This is a genomic window from Acinetobacter sp. YH12027 (assembly GCF_013420085.1).
GTDB lineage: Bacteria > Pseudomonadota > Gammaproteobacteria > Pseudomonadales > Moraxellaceae > Acinetobacter > Acinetobacter amyesii.
Genome location: NZ_VOYW01000022.1, coordinates 25,293 through 42,177, shown reverse-complemented (window position 1 = coordinate 42,177; position 16,885 = coordinate 25,293). Strand labels below are relative to the sequence as shown.

General features: G+C 39.4%; 17 protein-coding genes and 4 tRNA genes. 6 read left to right on the top strand and 15 right to left on the bottom strand.

From position 1 onward, the window contains the following. Positions 1-7 precede the first annotated feature (7 nt). Both FTT94_RS09730 and FTT94_RS09725 read right to left on the bottom strand, forming a co-directional pair. Complete coding sequence (locus FTT94_RS09730; protein ID WP_180170691.1) at positions 8-2,776, bottom strand: pitrilysin family protein; 2,769 nt, start codon at positions 2,774-2,776, stop codon at positions 8-10. Positions 2,777-2,925: 149 nt separating this feature from the next. Beyond that, complete coding sequence (locus FTT94_RS09725) at positions 2,926-3,747, bottom strand: PhzF family phenazine biosynthesis protein (protein WP_180170690.1); 822 nt, start codon at positions 3,745-3,747, stop codon at positions 2,926-2,928. A gap of 104 nt (positions 3,748-3,851) precedes the next feature. Between FTT94_RS09725 and FTT94_RS09720 the strand changes: the two genes are divergently transcribed. Together FTT94_RS09720 and gloB are read left to right on the top strand one after the other, a co-directional pair. Beyond that, positions 3,852-4,460 (top strand): flavin reductase family protein, encoded by a 609-nt coding sequence (locus FTT94_RS09720; RefSeq protein ID WP_180034732.1) that lies wholly within the window; start codon positions 3,852-3,854, stop codon positions 4,458-4,460. Between the two features lie 109 nt (positions 4,461-4,569). Then, complete coding sequence (gene gloB, locus FTT94_RS09715; RefSeq protein WP_180170689.1) at positions 4,570-5,301, top strand: hydroxyacylglutathione hydrolase; 732 nt, start codon at positions 4,570-4,572, stop codon at positions 5,299-5,301. A 91-nt stretch (positions 5,302-5,392) separates the two neighbouring features. Here the strand turns inward: gloB and FTT94_RS09710 are convergent, their stop codons facing one another. Then, a complete protein-coding gene (locus FTT94_RS09710) occupies positions 5,393-5,659 on the bottom strand; it encodes a hypothetical protein (RefSeq protein ID WP_257231364.1) in 267 nt (88 codons plus the stop codon). A gap of 440 nt (positions 5,660-6,099) precedes the next feature. On the opposite strand from FTT94_RS09710, the gene FTT94_RS09705 reads away from it, so the two are divergent. Beyond that, positions 6,100-6,303, top strand: coding sequence for a hypothetical protein (locus tag FTT94_RS09705; RefSeq protein ID WP_078188846.1), 204 nt, complete (start codon positions 6,100-6,102; stop codon positions 6,301-6,303). Between the two features lie 297 nt (positions 6,304-6,600). Here FTT94_RS09705 and FTT94_RS09700 read toward each other — a convergent pair. The 6 genes from FTT94_RS09700 to FTT94_RS09675 all read right to left on the bottom strand — a co-directional run bounded on the left by FTT94_RS09700 (position 6,601) and on the right by FTT94_RS09675 (position 9,496). Further along, a tRNA-Leu gene (locus FTT94_RS09700) sits at positions 6,601-6,685 on the bottom strand. Positions 6,686-6,758: 73 nt separating this feature from the next. Further along, positions 6,759-6,843, bottom strand: a tRNA-Leu gene (locus FTT94_RS09695). A gap of 36 nt (positions 6,844-6,879) precedes the next feature. Continuing rightward, positions 6,880-6,953 (bottom strand) — tRNA-Trp (locus tag FTT94_RS09690). 37 nt (positions 6,954-6,990) lie between these two features. After that, positions 6,991-7,075: transfer RNA gene (locus FTT94_RS09685), tRNA-Leu, on the bottom strand. A gap of 107 nt (positions 7,076-7,182) precedes the next feature. Further along, positions 7,183-8,007 (bottom strand): protein kinase, encoded by an 825-nt coding sequence (locus FTT94_RS09680; protein ID WP_180026843.1) that lies wholly within the window; start codon positions 8,005-8,007, stop codon positions 7,183-7,185. Further along, on the bottom strand, positions 7,985-9,496 hold the full coding sequence (locus FTT94_RS09675) for a DUF3336 domain-containing protein (RefSeq protein WP_180170688.1): 1,512 nt from the start codon (positions 9,494-9,496) through the stop codon (positions 7,985-7,987). Before FTT94_RS09675 ends, FTT94_RS09680 begins: the two co-directional genes overlap by 23 nt. Positions 9,497-9,685: 189 nt before the next feature. Between FTT94_RS09675 and FTT94_RS09670 the strand changes: the two genes are divergently transcribed. Beyond that, positions 9,686-10,564 carry an ATP-binding protein gene (locus FTT94_RS09670; RefSeq protein ID WP_180170687.1) on the top strand — a complete coding sequence of 293 codons (879 nt, stop codon included), beginning with the start codon at positions 9,686-9,688 and terminating at the stop codon, positions 10,562-10,564. 235 nt (positions 10,565-10,799) lie between these two features. Here the strand turns inward: FTT94_RS09670 and FTT94_RS09665 are convergent, their stop codons facing one another. Both FTT94_RS09665 and tsaD read right to left on the bottom strand, forming a co-directional pair. Continuing rightward, positions 10,800-11,189, bottom strand: coding sequence for a hypothetical protein (locus FTT94_RS09665; protein ID WP_180110621.1), 390 nt, complete (start codon positions 11,187-11,189; stop codon positions 10,800-10,802). Positions 11,190-11,321: 132 nt separating this feature from the next. Then, complete coding sequence (gene tsaD, locus FTT94_RS09660; protein WP_078193616.1) at positions 11,322-12,338, bottom strand: tRNA (adenosine(37)-N6)-threonylcarbamoyltransferase complex transferase subunit TsaD; 1,017 nt, start codon at positions 12,336-12,338, stop codon at positions 11,322-11,324. Between the two features lie 146 nt (positions 12,339-12,484). Between tsaD and rpsU the strand changes: the two genes are divergently transcribed. Continuing rightward, the gene (rpsU, locus tag FTT94_RS09655; protein ID WP_001136722.1) at positions 12,485-12,700 is read left to right on the top strand and encodes a 30S ribosomal protein S21; all 216 of its coding nucleotides are present in this window, start codon (positions 12,485-12,487) and stop codon (positions 12,698-12,700) included. 39 nt (positions 12,701-12,739) lie between these two features. Continuing rightward, the gene (locus FTT94_RS09650; protein WP_078193617.1) at positions 12,740-13,186 is read left to right on the top strand and encodes a GatB/YqeY domain-containing protein; all 447 of its coding nucleotides are present in this window, start codon (positions 12,740-12,742) and stop codon (positions 13,184-13,186) included. 103 nt (positions 13,187-13,289) lie between these two features. Here FTT94_RS09650 and FTT94_RS09645 read toward each other — a convergent pair whose 3' ends face one another. The 4 genes from FTT94_RS09645 to FTT94_RS09630 all read right to left on the bottom strand — a co-directional run bounded on the left by FTT94_RS09645 (position 13,290) and on the right by FTT94_RS09630 (position 16,872). Continuing rightward, positions 13,290-13,847 carry a GNAT family N-acetyltransferase gene (locus FTT94_RS09645; RefSeq protein WP_180170686.1) on the bottom strand — a complete coding sequence of 186 codons (558 nt, stop codon included), beginning with the start codon at positions 13,845-13,847 and terminating at the stop codon, positions 13,290-13,292. Positions 13,848-13,894: 47 nt separating this feature from the next. Further along, the gene (locus FTT94_RS09640; RefSeq protein ID WP_111885700.1) at positions 13,895-14,254 is read right to left on the bottom strand and encodes a hypothetical protein; all 360 of its coding nucleotides are present in this window, start codon (positions 14,252-14,254) and stop codon (positions 13,895-13,897) included. Positions 14,255-14,375: 121 nt separating this feature from the next. After that, the gene (locus FTT94_RS09635; protein WP_180170685.1) at positions 14,376-15,815 is read right to left on the bottom strand and encodes a M48 family metalloprotease; all 1,440 of its coding nucleotides are present in this window, start codon (positions 15,813-15,815) and stop codon (positions 14,376-14,378) included. A gap of 85 nt (positions 15,816-15,900) precedes the next feature. Then, complete coding sequence (locus FTT94_RS09630) at positions 15,901-16,872, bottom strand: D-glycerate dehydrogenase (protein ID WP_180170684.1); 972 nt, start codon at positions 16,870-16,872, stop codon at positions 15,901-15,903. Between the last annotated feature and the right edge of the window lie 13 nt (positions 16,873-16,885).

The window sequence follows — 16,885 nt, the reverse complement described above, 5'->3', positions numbered from 1 at the left end:
ATTCGGTTTATTTTTGAGTAGATTTTACGGCTTGACCATATTGGTCAGACATCACTTCTACCAAATGTTCAGGTTGAATATATTTTTTGATGACAGCATCAACATCCGCTTTAGTCAAACTAGCAATGCGTTGATCACGTTTTTCACGATAGTTTAGGTCACGGCCTTTTTCTAACTGTGGAATCAACATGCTATGAATACGACGGTCATCTTCAAGTGCAGTTAAACGCTTTTTCAAAATACTGGCTTTGGCTGCTTCTACTTCCTGTTCCGTCACGCCATTTTTCAATAAGTTTTGCAACACTTTATGAACAGACTGAGAAACTTGTGCTGATTTACCCGCAGTGTAGTTTGCATCAATACTCAGTACACCTGAATTCACCCATTCATCAAAATTAATGTCTGCACTAAAACCATAAACCAGTGCATTCTTTTCACGTAACTCTTGAGCTAGACGTGAAGACAACTGTGAATCACCGAGTATGTGGCGTAATACTTGTAACGCAGGAGAATCGGTATGCTCTACACCTACAGGTAGAGTCATAATGGCTTGGTAACTACCAAACTCACGCTGTTCAGACAATGCATGCACTTTCTGTGCAGGATATGCCGTAAACGTAGACTCTAAGCGTTGATAAGGTTCGCTGGTTTTCCAATCTGCAAATTCTTTTTTCAGAATTTTTTCTATTTGCTTGGTATCAAAATCACCTGTTACCGCAATTTGTGCATGCTGTGTTTTAAAGAATTTTTGATGTAACTGCTGCACTTGATCACGTGTAGCCGACTCAATTTGTTTTTTCGCAAGTTCAGGTTCGAAGTGATAACGAATATCCCCCGGCTGATAGATCTCGACAATACGCGACAAAGTGATTGCTGCAACGGTATCTGGCTCTGTATAAGGTCGATCCAAACTCGACAAACTTTGCGCTTTGATTAAATCAAATTGTGACTGCTCAAAGGCCGGAGCTTTAATAACATCAATAACATATTGCAAAAAATCAGCAAATTTTTCTTTACGTGCAACCACCTGAATCATGAGACCATTATCATTTGCACTAACCGTTGCACCACCACCGACATCAATAATTTTATCGGCAATTTGCTGCAAACTTTGATCTTTAGATGCACGGAACATGAGATAAGCTGTCAAATCTAGCAACTCACCTTTATTCATTAAGCTTTGCGCTGTACCAAAATCCAATGCAATCGTAGCATAGGTCTTGTCGTCACGTGTTTTAGTTGGAAACAATGCATACTGAATGCCGTTTTTAAATTTAGCTCGCTGAATCTGTTTTTCTTTCTGATTTAAATATTGCTTAGACTCTGCAACATATTGCTTCACTTCAGCACGATAAACACTCGCATCTTTCAATGGCTCTTCTGCAGGTGCTTGCTGATCTAAAGTTTCAGCAGGTTTCGACGCTGCTTGTTGCTGTGCTTTCTTCTGGTCTTCAGGTGTTGGTAGAATATTTCCTGTGACACGGTATTCAGGCTTTAGAAAATCCTTATACACTTGATTCACGTCGCTTACACTCAGCTTTTGTACTTTATCTAAGTCTCTGAAATATTGAGACCAGTCCCCGTTATAAGCCACAGTATAAGAACTAAGACGCTCGCCAAGTGCTGTTGCGCTATTTTTGACATTGTCAGCCATATTTCGAGTCAAGCTTTTAACACGGTTTAGCTCGACGTCATTAAAGGCTTTATTCTGCTCTACACCTTGTGCCAGACTGGTTGCCACTTTGTTTGCATCATGACTTGGGCCATATATCGCCCCCATAAACACCAAATTAAAATCTTTATCTAACCATGTGGTGGATTGAACTGCGGTTGCTGTCCCTGTTTCCACCATGCTTTGATACAAATGCCCACTTGGCTGTAAGGTATACAACGTTGGAGATACCGCCAAAGCAGTTTTAATCGGTTCAACTGCACCATTTATATAAATATTAAATTTGCCAAAGTCACTACCCTTATGAACAGTAAATTCGCGTTGCTTTAATTTCGTTCCATCTAATTTAGGGACTTTGGCCTGTTCAGGAATTTGACGTGCGGCAATTGGGCTAAATTGTTGATCAATTTGTTTTAATACAGCCGCTTTATCAAACTTACCAGAAATCACCATCACTGCATTATTTGGCGCATACCAACGGCGATAGAACTGGTTTAATTCGTTCATATTGATGGATTGAAGTTCTTTCAAATCACCTATCGGTAAGCGGCCTAAAGATTGATTGCCATAGGCTTCTTTTAAAACTTGGTCGATTAACACTGAAAATGGCTGATCTAAACGAATTTCACGTTCACGCTTAACGATATCAATTTCTGTCGGTACAAATTTTTCCTGAAGTACCAATTTATCCATCCGTTCTGCTTCTAAATGCAAAACTTGATCGATTGAACTTTGTTCAGGACGAATCACATTGGTGTATTTCGTTGAATAATAATCCGTACTGGCATTGGTCATCAGCGTGAATTGGTCTAGGCGACGCTGAAATTCATCACCTTTGACATTTTCAGTGCCTTTAAAGGCCAAATGTTCAAGCAAATGCGCTAAACCACCTTTGCCCTCAGGGTCATTTAATGAACCCGTGAAATACACCGTATTCATAAACACTTTGCTTTCTTTATCGTTTTGCGCCAAAACCACACGAAAACCGTTGTCTAATTTATATTCTTCAATGGCTTGTTCAGTTTTAACCAATACAGGTTGAGCAAAGAGGCTTGTACTTAAACCTGCAAAAAAAAGTGAAAGCGTTAAATGTTTAATACGCATGTAATTCAAGTGTCCTCTATATTTAGCATCGATCAGCGCAGTGCTGTCGATCAGATTGGTTTTGATTTTATGCTGAGCTTTTCTGGATTAATAGTTACTTTTTATTAAATACATGCTGCAGAATGAGACAGCATGTATTTGATTTATGTTCAGATATAAATGTCAGACTGCATATACAAACACGCATAGCCTGAGATTTCTATACGGTCATTTTCAAGCATTTGACAGTGTAACTCACCACCACGACTCGATGCTTGATACGCCAAGATTTGACGTTTTTCTAGACGTTCTGCCCAAATAGGCACGATTCCAGTATGAATAGAACCCGTAACAGGATCTTCATTGATGCCATTGCCCGGTGCAAAATAGCGTGAAATGCAGTCATATTTCTGGGCTGCCGCAGTGATTGCAACATCAGTAATCGTACCCGGCGCTGTAATTGCGGTGCGAATTTTGCCAAGACGTTTTAAGATTTCAAAATTCGGTTGTTCGTCCAAGACTTGTTGAGCCGTTTCGTATTCTACGATATACGCCTGCGCATTCAGATAAACCTGCTTAAAAGGTTGACTCAACCCTAGACGTAGCTCTTCAGGATATTCGCTCACGACCTGTGCCCGACGCACAGGGAAATTCATCAGAATTTTTCCATCTTCAGCTTTATTTACGCTAAAAATACCGAGATTTTTGACATGAAATTGGATATTTTTTTCAGCCGTATAAAACTCAAAAAGCACATAACTACTGGCCAATGTCGCATGTCCACAAAAGTCCACTTCAGTGGTCGGTGTAAACCAACGAATTTCATAATTGCTGCTGTCGATTTTTTTCACAAATGCAGTTTCAGACAGATTATTTTCCAAAGCAATCTGTTGCATCAAGTGTTCATCTAACCATTCATCCAACACCAAAACCGCCGCTGGGTTGCCTTTAAATAACACTTGGGTAAATGCGTCCACTTGATACATTTTCATTGATAGAACTCCTGATTTAGTGATTTATATTAAAGGCTTTTGAAAATATTTCATGCGTTATATGCTATGTAACAACACTTTTGAATAAAACATCTAAGTTTTAGATGAACTTAAATATAGGCACAATTTTGAAAACGCATATTCACCCCGTTCCTTTAGAAAAATCATACCGACTTTTAAATCATGGCCCGACTGTGCTCGTCTCTGCTCAGGATCAAACCCATACTGGTGTGATGACTGCAGCATGGGCATGCGCCTTAGAGTTCAACCCTGCAAAAGTGACAGTAGTACTGGATAAATCAACTAAAACACGTGAGATTATTGAGAATTCAGGCTATTTCGCCTTACAAGTACCGACACTGAAACAACTCAAACTGGTCTATGCACTTGGCATGATGAGCCAACGTGATGCGCCAGAAAAATTACGCCAATGTGGCGTGGAATTATTTCAATTTAATGCCTCAGATATTCCTGTAGTTGAAGGTTGTGCTGCTTGGCTACTGTGCAAACTTATTCCTGAGCCGCACAATCAACAAGCGCACGATCTGTTTATTGGCGAAGTCATTGCTGCCTATGCTGATGACCGCGTCTTCCGTAACGGACATTGGTATTATCATGAAGTAGAAGATGAATGGAAAAGCCTACACCATGTTGCTGGCGGGCACTTTTATACCATTGGTAATCCTGTATCTGTAGACGAGGCATCAGACTAAAATAGCGCTGTGAGATATGTCGTTTATCTAGGGCTAAAAATGGATAATCATCCGTTTTGAGCATTTTCATGCTAACTTTAACTTAATTTTAAATATTGAATGAATGGATATGGCGTTTAAAATACATACATTGGATGTCAAAAATTCACTGCAAAATTATATTTGGCTGCTTGAACACACCGAAAGCCATGATGTCATTGCAGTAGATCCTACTGAAGCTGCCTTAGTCGAGCGCTATTGTCAGGAACATCAACTCAATCTTACGCAAATTTGGCTAACGCATTGGCATAAAGATCACGTCGGTGGCGTAGCGGAACTTATTCAGGATAAAAACATTGCCGTTTATGGTCCCCGTGCAGAATTAAGCCGTATTCCATGGGTGAATTATCCTCTCGATCATAATGACCGTTTTGAATTTCATGGTCTTGAAGTTGAAATAACAGCAACGCCCGGCCACACCCTCGGTCATATCGTATATTTTATCGATGACATTCATACGCTTTTCTGCGGCGATGTATTATTTGCTATGGGCTGTGGACGTGTTTTTGAAGGCACCTTTCAACAAATGTACGATTCCTTGAACCGTATAGCCGCATTCCCTGCAGAAACTCAAGTGTATTGTACTCACGAATACACCCTATCGAATGCGCAGTTTGCGCGGCATGTTGAACCCGACAACCTTGCCATACAACAGCGTTTTGATGAGGTTGAATCCCTGCGCATGCTCGGACAATGTACTTTGCCAAGCAGCATTGAATTAGAACTAGAAACCAATCCATTTTTACGCGCAGAAAGTGTTGAAGCATTTCAACGCTTAAGAGAACTTAAAGACAATTTTTAATTGGATTGCGAGGTATAAGCATTTTAGATTTCATCACAAATAAACTGTTTTATTTGTGATGAATGTTTCGGGCCGATTTTTCATTTTATGTTTATAAAATTTGATTGGTTGCAGCAAACTCATCCAATTCAGCTTGAGTCACAACTCGAACGGCTTGCATTTCATCGATACGTACCATCAATAAACCACCTAATGCCGGCTGATAACGTCTTGCACTACCAAATGGTGTATATGCCACTTTAGATTGCTCCGAAAAGACCAACCAATCTTCATGTCCAAGCATCACCGCAACAGGCGTCTGTCCCACTTGTTGCATCTGTTCAATTTTTGCTTTTACATCGTGCTCAATGTTTTGCATGCGTTCAATCTATTTATATCGATGGGATATAGTATAAAAGCATTTCGACAAATCTTGATGTGAAATAGCTTTGCATGCTCACCTATCCAGTTAATTTGGCTGTGAACAAGTCTTTATTTGCAATCAATACTGCACACCTAATCCACTATACTTTCTAAGTTAAGTCATCGCTTATTTTGCACACAGCTTCTCTATAGGCATAGGATAGATTTTAAGCCAGCAGTTAAAACCCAAATTTTCAAAATACGTTATATTTACTTACATTAAGTTTAGATTGTTATAAAACAGCGAGTTAAATGAATTTATACAATTTATAAGCCGATAATCTGTTTATTTATCCATCAAAATTTCATATTTTAAATAAAAGTTTTCCATTTCCCCTTTAAAAAATATTTTGACACCCCTATTTAATATTTTAATGATTGATAAGGAGTTCGCTCGTGAAAAAAGTGGTTAAAGCAAAAAATTTAGTTGCCTTCCGTCTTTGGTTAGAAAAGTTAGGATATTCTGTTCGTACACTGGCAGATAATCGTGGATTTACATTCAGTTTTAAAAAAGAATATGGTCTAGTGACTGTAGATTTGTCTGGTAATGCTTTGGCCATGCAGCTCGGTGAAGAGTTTGAAGATCATCTAAAGGCGTAATCTTCTCTATAATTTATTCGAACGATTTGAAATAAATGATTTAATTCGAATCCGCATTTCTAAATTTGCCCGTATATGCGGGCTTTTTTTCACCTTTGTTTTACTGACTCATTTTTAACGAGATAAATTTCAGACAATAAAAAAGCAAGATTAGACATCTTGCTGTATCTCTTGGTTCATCATCTTTCATTAGATTTATTTCATTAGATTATGTTTTCAAAAAAACCACGTTTGAGACACTGATTTTTTCGAATTTCAAAAACAAAAAAGCAAGGTATAAAACCTTGCTTAATCTAATGGTGGGGACGGAGAGACTCGAACTCTCACACCTCGCGGCGCTGGAACCTAAATCCAGTGCGTCTACCAATTTCGCCACGTCCCCAACTCGGGTGCTGACAATGTCAGACTTTAATTTGTTTTAAAAACCTGTTTATTTGGCAACTTAATAAATTAAGTGGTGGGGACGGAGAGACTCGAACTCTCACACCTCGCGGCGCTGGAACCTAAATCCAGTGCGTCTACCAATTTCGCCACGTCCCCAACAGGGTTGCTGACAATGTCAGACTTTTTAAAACTTGGCAGAGGATCAAGGATTCGAACCTTGACGAACGGTTTTGGAGACCGTCATGCTACCATTACACCAATCCTCTGTAACCTTCATTACCAAACTCATGTTTAGTAATTCAGTGGTGGGGACGGAGAGACTCGAACTCTCACACCTCGCGGCGCTGGAACCTAAATCCAGTGCGTCTACCAATTTCGCCACGTCCCCGATGGCTGTGTATATTATAGAGATCACCCCTACATGACAAGCCTTTTTTATAAAAAAGCATCTTGTTTGTTTAAATAAAAAACAATAGTGCTTTTTTTGTATTTTTCTTAAGCAAATTCAGCAACTAAGTCGCTTTTTAAGCGATAAAAATCCACCAATCTGTCATTTTTTTGCTTCATCAACATGTGTTGCAATAGCTGAGTAAACCCTTGATATTGCAGTGGCAGATCAAGCTTTAAGCGTTGGCAATGTAAATAGGCCCAATCTTCATAGTTTTTCGCCTCTAAACGCTGTGATGTCAGCCATTCCAAAAAAATAATCCCCAGCGCATAGATATCACTGTGCAAAGATTTCGCTTGTCCATGGAAAAGTTCTGGAGCCATATAACGTGGTGTCGCAGTTAAGGCATCTAACTGATCAAATTCTAAAGGTAACGCTTGCTCAAAATCGATGAGTCTGCACTGCCCTTGCCAATTCACAAAATGCTCTTGTTTTAAATCTGCATGTATCCAACCGTGCAAGCTTAATCGTTCAACCACATCGAGTGCTTGCCATAGCACTTGCCTCACCTGCGCAAGGCTCAAATTCGATGCAGGCTGTACGAACCAAGGCTCGGCATTCGGGAGTATTAATAGGCGATCAATAGACTCTTGCTGAATACTGAGATGCGACTGTTTTATCACTTGAAAAGGTAGCGTGATGCTGTTTTGTGTAGACGCTTGACTAAATAGTTGGTACAGCTCAATTTCACGACCAAAACTAGCTACATGTTCAGGACTGCTGTCACTGACTTGCGCCTTGAGCCAATAACGTTGTTGATTGAATTGAAATTGATATAGACGACGCCCAAAAACCAAACTTTTAGATTTGGTTTTTGGCTCATAAATGATTTGCGTTAAATCTGTGGATTTAAACCGCAATAAACTCTGCATGTCGTTGGCTGGGTTCATTTTGATAATTTAATAATTCCAAACAATGCTGAATGGTCTTACCGATACGGGCTTGCGTTTCGATTAATGAAATCTTCGGCCATGTGGCTCTTTCACCTTCACGTTGCAATACCTTAAACAGATAAGGTCGAGGATTTTGCAACATATAACTATAGTGTCTTAAGCCATATTTTCCCACAATATTGACATCACCATAGTAACGCTGATCCATCACGCCATAACCATGATCAAGCAAACGTCTAACCGGTGGAATACTTCCTGCGCGCTCACGGGCAAAATCCATAACCCCTTTACTAATCACCTTACCTTGACGACGAACGATCCGCTCAGGCCAACTCAACATGCTTTTACGAAAGCGTGCAGCATCATCCTGCATAAACGGCACAATATGCGGATTGACCTGACTGGCGATACTATAATTAATATTATATAGACGTGCCATTTTCTCCTGTGGGAAATCACTGCGCACACTACCATCTACCCAACGTGTTGCCGACATATATGGCGTAAATTGCCCGTCATAACGCTTACTGGTCAGTCGTACCGGTGGAAATAGAATGGGCACTGCACATGATGCCAGCACTGCACTCCATACCAACAAATCGGGTGAGGTATAGGCATTCATAATTCTTGCATCTTGTGATGCATCATAAGGCGCAACTGCCACATTGATATGCAGACCAGATTGCTTATAGGCTTCGGAAAAAGTTAAGTCACCTAAGTTTTCAACCAAAAACTTTTTCAGATATTTTACATCCGCCAAGCCGCCATTACCCTGCACTAACTCAGTCAATTTCCGAAAGTGAAATGCCTCACTAAAGAAGTTTTGTCCGTTTAATAAATTGGTAAATTCTGACGGTTTAGATACACCCAACATCCCTGTCATAATGGCGCCAGCACTGGAACCTGACAAAACTTTTGGCATGAGGTCTTGTTCCATCAGCGCTTTACACACACCGGTATGAAACAAGCCTAAAGTTGAACCGCCGGAAAACATCAATACAGGTTGTCCATAGGCTTTTTGGCTTTGTTCAAAGAATTCAATTTTTTGTGCAGCATTGAGACAAACGCATTCTTCGGATGCAATAAAGGCCAAACTTTGACTCACCTCATCAACATAGTCTTCAATAATTTTTTTGGTGCCGACGTAGGCTTCTGTAAACAGCAAGGGATGGGCAATATTGCCCACATCATAAGTTAAACCTTCACTTAAAATGTACATCAAATCTCGAGTACGTTCCTGAGCTCGATATCGTCTCAGTAACCCTAAACGATGAGTAATAATTTCTGCATCAAAATACGGTGAACTATTATCGAGTTTCCATTCTTGCGCACCCGATTCTTCATCTATTTTTAGTGCGATATCCTTCCATTCTTCATAACATTCAGCACGGTCGAGCTGACGCTTTAATTTTTTGATCCGATATGCCTGATGTGGATTAATACTTTTTGAAAACTCTGTAAACAACATGACTATCCCTCAGCACATTTTAAACTGTTCACTCGGCTAGATTTATAACAACTTTTGGGTTGTTCGAATAGCGTAGATCTGCCAGAACAATCATTTAACTTTGACATATTTCAGCGATTATAACTGCATTATTGATGTACACTGCTGTCATATACTAACCAACAACAAGACACGACAAGCTGACTTATCATGGCTACAATTGATTTACCTGACAACATCCTTCAATCGCTATCTACTGTACTCTTACAACTACAGCACAGTTTGCCTGAGCTTAAACAAGCACCCGATTTTTCGAGTATCGCGTTTAAATGGCAAGATAAACAGCTTAAAGCCATTCAACAGCCCAAAGTCATGTATTTAGAAGACTTAAAAGGGATTGAACGTCAAAAAGAAAAAGTGATTCAAAACACTTTACAGTTTTTAAAAGGCTTACCTGCCAATGATGTTTTACTCACTGGCTCTCGTGGTACAGGTAAATCATCCATCGTCCGTGCTCTGCTCACCCATTATGCAGACCAAGGTTTACGTTTAATTGAAATTGAGCGTGATGATTTATCTGATTTGCCAGAAATTCAAAAGTTAATTGAAAATCGGCCTGAAAAATTTATCGTGTATTGTGATGATTTGGCATTTAATGCTGAAGATGAAAACTATCGCAGTTTAAAAAGTGTTTTGGACGGTTCATTACAATCAGGTTCAAGTAATTTTATTATTTATGCTACCAGCAACCGTCGCCATTTATTACCTGAATTCATGCATGAAAATACACCTGTAACCAAGGTAGATGTTCCTCAATATACTGAACTCCATCCACAAGAAGCGATTGAAGAAAAAATATCTCTTTCTGACCGCTTTGGGATGTGGCTGTCGTTTTACCCAATGGATCAAAATTTATATTTAGAAATCGTTGAACACTATTTGGCAAAAGCTGCAATGCCTTGGACAGATGAAGCGCGTGCTGAAGCACTGCGTTGGTGTCAAGGTCGTGGGCAACGTTCAGGGCGTGCTGCTTATCAGTTTTCAAAGCATTGGATTGGGTCTGAAAATCTAAAGGCTTTGGCAAAATAACGTTTACAAAATTTTTATGATCTGAAAATAGAAATTCTACAAAGTCAGTCAGACAATTTCAGCTAAAAGCAGCTATGTCATCATTGGCTGCTTTTAAGTTTATCGAACTATATTTTAACTTTTTTAGTGAATAAATCGCGTGACCACAATTCTGAACATTCATTATTTCGCTAAATTGAGTTGAGCGATTCACATATAAGGTTCTGATGCCTAATATTTTGAGTTTATAATTGCGCTATGCTTGTGAAAAACATATATCAATTACACTTATATTTTCCTTTAAATTAACTTTAATCATATTTGTATCTTCAAAAGTTGAATCAAAAATTTGCTTTTCATTTTTTAAGACTTTGAATTTCCCTATTGAGGTTGCTTCTGATACGTCATTTTTCAAGGCATCTATTTGAATTTGTTCTTCATTTTCAGATTTTGCTGATACAGTAAATTTCAATGCACTTGTTGGAATACCACGTAAATTAAAATGCTGATTTACAATTTCCTTTAACAATGTCTGACATTCAAAAGAGTTCTTAAAAGTACTCTTTAGCTCAGTTGCTGTTTCTTGTTTCGTACTACAAGCAGACAAAGAAATAACCATAAATCCTAGTGCTAATAATTTATTCATCTTTAATTTTTTTAGTTAAGTTGAAAACTTAGCATAACAAAAGACTCAGATAGATGAACATAACATTCACTATAATTTTTTTTCATTTCCCCAAAAAAAAGAGGCTAATTTAGCCTCCTTTTTAAACGATTTTTACGCTTCGTTTGGATTACTTAATTCCGTCATCGGCCAACGCGGTGTAGTTGTAACAGACAAACCATCATGCTGACCCGCTTTAAGACGCTGATAACCTGCAAACGCAATCATTGCACCATTATCTGTACACAGCGCAGGTTCTGCATAAAACACATTTGCACGGATTTTTGCCAAGTCAGCTTCTAAGCGCTCACGTAAACGCTTGTTTGCACTTACACCACCGGCAATAACTAAACGTTTTAAACCAGTTTGTTTTAAGGCCTTCACTGATTTTTTCACCAATGTATCAACCAACGCTTCTTGGAATGATGCAGCGATATCCGCCTCACGACCTTCGCCTTCAACTTTTTTCAATTGAACTGAAACGGCAGTTTTTAAACCACTAAATGAAAAATCTAAACCTTGGTGTAGCATTGGACGTGGAAATTCAAAGGCATTGATGTCGCCATTGATCGCCAATTTCGAAATATTTGGACCACCTGGGTATGGTAGCCCCATCATTTTAGCGACTTTATCGAATGCCTCACCTGCTGCATCATCAATCGACTCACCCAATAATTCATATTGACCAATTCCATAAGCAGCCATCAATTGAGTATGTCCGCCAGAGACTAAAAGTGCCACAAATGGAAATTCTGGTGGAGTTTTAGACAACAAAGGCGCCAACATATGACCTTCCATATGATGTACACCAATTGCAGGTTTATTCAGTGCAAATGCCAACGTACGACCAAACAATGCGCCTGTCATTAATGCACCCATCAAGCCCGGCCCGCGAGTATATGCAATTGCATCAATTTCTGATTTATCAACTTTACTTTCTTCAAGCAATTGTTTTAATAACGGAATTAACTTACGCACATGGTCACGTGAAGCTAATTCAGGTACCACACCACCATATTCTGCATGCAGTTTGATTTGGCTATACAATACTTGTCCGCGTAATCCTTGCTCACTATCGTAGAGTGCGAGTCCTGTTTCATCACACGAAGTTTCCAAGCCTAAAACGATCATTAAACTGCCTTTTGCCCATTTCAAAATATTGCGAAACCTATTATAGACTTGTGATATGAGATGTAAATGAGTAAAATACTGACCTTCACTTGTGATCAAGGGTAATTCGACCCGAGATCTTATCCATAACTTAATGAGGATTCTTCATGCCACAAGTTAAATTGAAAGAAGGCGAACCAGTAGACGTAGCTATCCGTCGTTTCAAACGTTCATGCGAAAAAGCGGGTGTTCTTGCTGACGTTCGTAAACGTGAATTCTACGAAAAACCAACTCAAGAACGTAAACGTAAAAAAGCTGCTGCTGTTAAACGCTACCAAAAGAAATTGGCTCGCGAATCAGTACGTACTACTCGCCTTTACTAAGATTAATTTGTGATTGATTGACTAACCTGGACAAGATAAATGACTACTTTAAAAAACCAAATAACTGAAGTTTTAAAAGCCGCTATGCGTGCTAAAGAAATGGACAAGTTAACGGTAATACGTAGTCTACAGGCAGCAATCAAGCAAATCGAAGTCGATGAGCGCATAGAGCTTGACGATAAGCAAGTTCTTGCGGTCATTGAAAAGCAAATCAAACAACGCAAAGAATCGGTTAAAGCCTTTTTAGGTGCAAATCGAGATGATTTAGCTAGTAAGGAACAAGCCGAGATTGAGGTGTTATCTCAATTTCTACCAGAAGCTATGACTGAGGAAGAACTTGATTCCATCATTGCGCAAACAATTACTGCGCAAGAAGCTACTAGCATGAAAGATATGGGTAAGGTGATGAACTCTCTACGTCCGCTCATAGCCGGACGTGCCGATCCTGCACAAGTTTCAGCTAAAATTAAAGCGAAACTCTCTTAATCTTTCATCTATATTGTTTGATTTGGTCTATTTAAGTACGCTGATGACTTAAATAGCCAAATTATCCAAATTCAAATTTATTCATCATTTATAATTTTCTTTCTTATCTAACGATTTCATACTTACAAATATCTCGCCAACTTCCATCTACTGGATTTTGAATTGCCGCTTCATCGATTTCAATCAATTTAAAATTTGCTCGTTCACATAGACGTCGCGCTCGCTTGTTTTCCACATCTACAAAAGCGTTTAATTGCTGAAATCCTAGACCATTTAATAATTGATCCACAAATAACTGCAAGGCTTCAGTCATCAAACCCTGCCCTTTAAATTCAACATTTCCCCAAAACCCAACAGCAGCTTGGTTTTCCATCCAATTGATTTGATGAATATCCATGACACCTAAAAAGTTATGCGACTGTTGCTCACGAATCACGTAAACAAAATTTTCCTGATTTAACGCTGCCAACACTCTCGAATCACAAAATGCCAATGAAGCATCTAAATTAGGTTCTTGTAAGGACCAAACCAAACTTGCAGGAAACATTCGTAAGGTTTCTATACTTTGACAAATAGCCTCATAAAGTGCTTTTGCATCGTGGCGCTGAATCAACTGAAGCGTGATTCTGCCATGACTCATCTCAAAATCATCGAGTTTCATTTTTATTCAGTTTCTCGTGATGATTTAAAATGCTTATAAATTTATTTTTAATTTAGGGCACATTGCACATTATATTTTTTTAATAATTGCATCTCTTTTGATGCGATCACCTGCTGAATCACATCCTGCTTATTCATATTACGGTACTCACGATCTAAAAATGCACGATTTTCGTCTGCAGCACGATATAGATCATTTACATAAGTCTGAACAATACCGCAGTATTTCACTTGCTGGTCTGCTTTAAATCCCTGTTGCTGCGGGTCTAACTGACTAAAAAATTGGCGTACATCTGTTTTATATTTTTCGTTAATATCATTCACAGCGATCACATATTGCTCTGCACTAGCTGCTGCAATATTCGTTGCTAAGCCCAACAGACAGGCCGCCAAAATCATATTTTTCATTTGTAAGTTCTTAATCATAAACATTTTACATCCAGCTAGTTTACACTGATTAATCTAAACCACTAAAACTACAATTTGCACTTTATAATCGACATAGATAAGTGCATCACATTTGAAATCTTTATATTTTTAATTTCCGTTCATTTTGCATTTCGTCTACGCGTTGCTTGATTTTCGCAGCAAGACTTTTCGAGTCTTTGGCGATGCGCTGCGCCTGTAGCAAAGATTTAATCGCGCGCTCTTCATCCCCACCCCAATACTCTACTTCAGCTCGATATCGCAGCACATTGACCGAACGGAAGCTTGCATCTTTGTCTGCATCAGCCATTTGCAACATCAGTCGCCAACCACTCAAGTCACGCGGATTTGCTTGTAAAAATCGCTGTAGAATCAGTTGTGCTTGCGTATATTCTTTGTTTCGAATCAAAGCCTCTGCATATTTATAATTTAATGCCCGATTTTCAGGCATGATGATTGCCGAACTTTTCACAGCGTTCACGGCAGCGGCCGCTTTGTTTTGACCCAACAGCACATCGGTCTGTAAAATAATAAAAAGTGCATGCGATGAATTTTGTTTTGCCGCTTCATTTAATAACTTTTGAGCAGCACTAAAGTCGCCTTGTTTAATATGCAAGCTCACCAAAGCCAACTCAGCTGCATAATTCTTTTGCGCCACCATCGCATTTAATTGCAATTCAGTCGCCTGACCTGACAATACTCGACTATACCAGCGCAGAATTTCAAAATCTTGATCAACCAAACTAGTTTTAACTTGAGGCAACTGATTGGCACGTAAGCGCGCCTCGCTCATACGTTCCGTGGTTAAAGGATGTGTCAACCAAAAATCAGGCAGAAAGCTCACTCGACTCGTAGAGCGATGCATCACTTCAAAAAAGTCAGCCATGCTTTGCGGATTGTATCCTGCACGGTACATATACTGCATCCCGATGCGGTCTGCTTCACGTTCTTGATTGCGGCTATAGGTTAGCTGTTTATCCATCAAAGCGGCTTGTGAACCCATCATTACAGCCGCACCGACATCACCATCTGCCTGTGAGGCCACCAAGGCTCCGACCAAAATACCGGCTAGTGACAATAAACCTTGCCCTTTAAAAGCTTCTTGTGAACGACTGTAATGACGTTGTGAGACATGTGCAATTTCATGCGCCATCACCCCTGCCACTTCATCCATGTTGCGAGCTGAATTAATTAATCCAGCATTTAATGCAAATAAACCTCCCGGCACAGCAAAAGCGTTAATTTGTGGATCATTAATTAATAACAAACCGACCGGTTGGTTGAGTTGGGTTTGGCTCAAAATATGCGTAAAGACAGATAAAAGACGATCTTCCATCCACGGATTTTCAGTCACAGGAAGTTGACGATGCACCTCACGATACACCTTCTCGCCAATGGCACGCTCTTTTTGTTGATCCAACAAGCCGACGCCACTACCTATTTCAGGCACAGAAAATTGTGGGGATGAACTAAAATCTACGGACTGCGCCTGCGCCAATGTCGAACAAAGCCCGAGACCACATGCCAGTAAAATCTTTTTCAAAGTCTATTCTCTAAATTTCATATTCGTACTTCATCGAATATAGCATTGAATTTTGGTGAATTATGGAGAAAACTGTTGTGATTGTTTATTCAAATTTTGGATTGACCACATAGCGTGGCGCGCGCTCATGTACCAAAACATCCACTAGATTTTGATAAGCCAATTCCGCCATACGTTTACGAGTTGCCGCTGTAGCTGAACCTACATGGGGTAATGTCACGACATTGGCTAATGTAAATAATGGCGATTCTTGAAGTGGCTCTTGCTCATAAACATCTAAGCCTGCTGCAAAAATTTGACCACGACTTAATGCATCGATTAAAGCGGCTTCATCAATCACTGAACCGCGTGAAATATTGACCAATACCGCATGCGATTGCATCAAGGCCAACTCACGTTCACCAATTAAAGCTTTCGATTCTGCATTTAAATCCACTGCAACGACCACAAAGTCAGCACGTTGCAACAAATCATCCAAATCACAATATTGCGCTGATAACGATTCAGCCAATTCAATTTTTTCTCGGCGATTATGATAGAGTACATTCATATTAAAGCCGTAGCGAGCACGACGCCCAATGGCTGCGCCAATATGTCCTAAGCCAATAATACCAATAGTTTTAGCAAAGACATCCATACCAAATTGCTCAGGACCCACTGTACGCTTCCACTGCCCTTGTTTGGTCCATTGATCCAATACAGGCACTTTACGTGCTGCACTCATCAACAAAGTAAATGCTAAATCTGCTGTAGTTTCCGTCAATACATGTGGAGTGTGGCTCAACCAGATATTTTTTTGGTTTAAAAATGCTAGATCATAGTTGTCATAACCGACACTTACACTTGAGATGACTTTTAATTGTGATGCATGGGCTAAATTTGAGGCATTCAACAAACGTCCCGCACCGATCATGGCGTCAGCATCTTTTGAATGCTCAAGAATTTGCTGATTCACATCGCCCAATTTAGGGCTAATTTGGAAAACTTTAAATTGCTGTTCTAAACGTTGAATTATTTCTTGCTCTATTTGACTAAAAACCACTACTTTTTTTTGCATAAATTTTCCATTT

Bases quoted from the DNA above. Each gene is read 5' to 3' on its own strand.
- FTT94_RS09665 (WP_180110621.1), bottom strand. From the start codon at position 11,189: ATGAATAAATTATTAGCACTAGGATTTATGGTTATTTCTTTGTCTGCT.
- FTT94_RS09650 (WP_078193617.1), top strand. From the start codon at position 12,740: ATGACTACTTTAAAAAACCAAATAACTGAAGTTTTAAAAGCCGCTATG.
- FTT94_RS09670 (WP_180170687.1), top strand. From the start codon at position 9,686: ATGGCTACAATTGATTTACCTGACAACATCCTTCAATCGCTATCTACT.
- tsaD (WP_078193616.1), bottom strand. From the start codon at position 12,338: ATGATCGTTTTAGGCTTGGAAACTTCGTGTGATGAAACAGGACTCGCA.
- gloB (WP_180170689.1), top strand. From the start codon at position 4,570: ATGGCGTTTAAAATACATACATTGGATGTCAAAAATTCACTGCAAAAT.
- rpsU (WP_001136722.1), top strand. From the start codon at position 12,485: ATGCCACAAGTTAAATTGAAAGAAGGCGAACCAGTAGACGTAGCTATC.
- FTT94_RS09630 (WP_180170684.1), bottom strand. From the start codon at position 16,872: ATGCAAAAAAAAGTAGTGGTTTTTAGTCAAATAGAGCAAGAAATAATT.
- FTT94_RS09640 (WP_111885700.1), bottom strand. From the start codon at position 14,254: ATGAAAAATATGATTTTGGCGGCCTGTCTGTTGGGCTTAGCAACGAAT.
- FTT94_RS09730 (WP_180170691.1), bottom strand. From the start codon at position 2,776: ATGCGTATTAAACATTTAACGCTTTCACTTTTTTTTGCAGGTTTAAGT.
- FTT94_RS09645 (WP_180170686.1), bottom strand. From the start codon at position 13,847: ATGAAACTCGATGATTTTGAGATGAGTCATGGCAGAATCACGCTTCAG.
- FTT94_RS09675 (WP_180170688.1), bottom strand. From the start codon at position 9,496: ATGTTGTTTACAGAGTTTTCAAAAAGTATTAATCCACATCAGGCATAT.
- FTT94_RS09710 (WP_257231364.1), bottom strand. From the start codon at position 5,659: ATGCAAAACATTGAGCACGATGTAAAAGCAAAAATTGAACAGATGCAA.
- FTT94_RS09720 (WP_180034732.1), top strand. From the start codon at position 3,852: ATGAACTTAAATATAGGCACAATTTTGAAAACGCATATTCACCCCGTT.
- FTT94_RS09725 (WP_180170690.1), bottom strand. From the start codon at position 3,747: ATGAAAATGTATCAAGTGGACGCATTTACCCAAGTGTTATTTAAAGGC.
- FTT94_RS09680 (WP_180026843.1), bottom strand. From the start codon at position 8,007: ATGCAGAGTTTATTGCGGTTTAAATCCACAGATTTAACGCAAATCATT.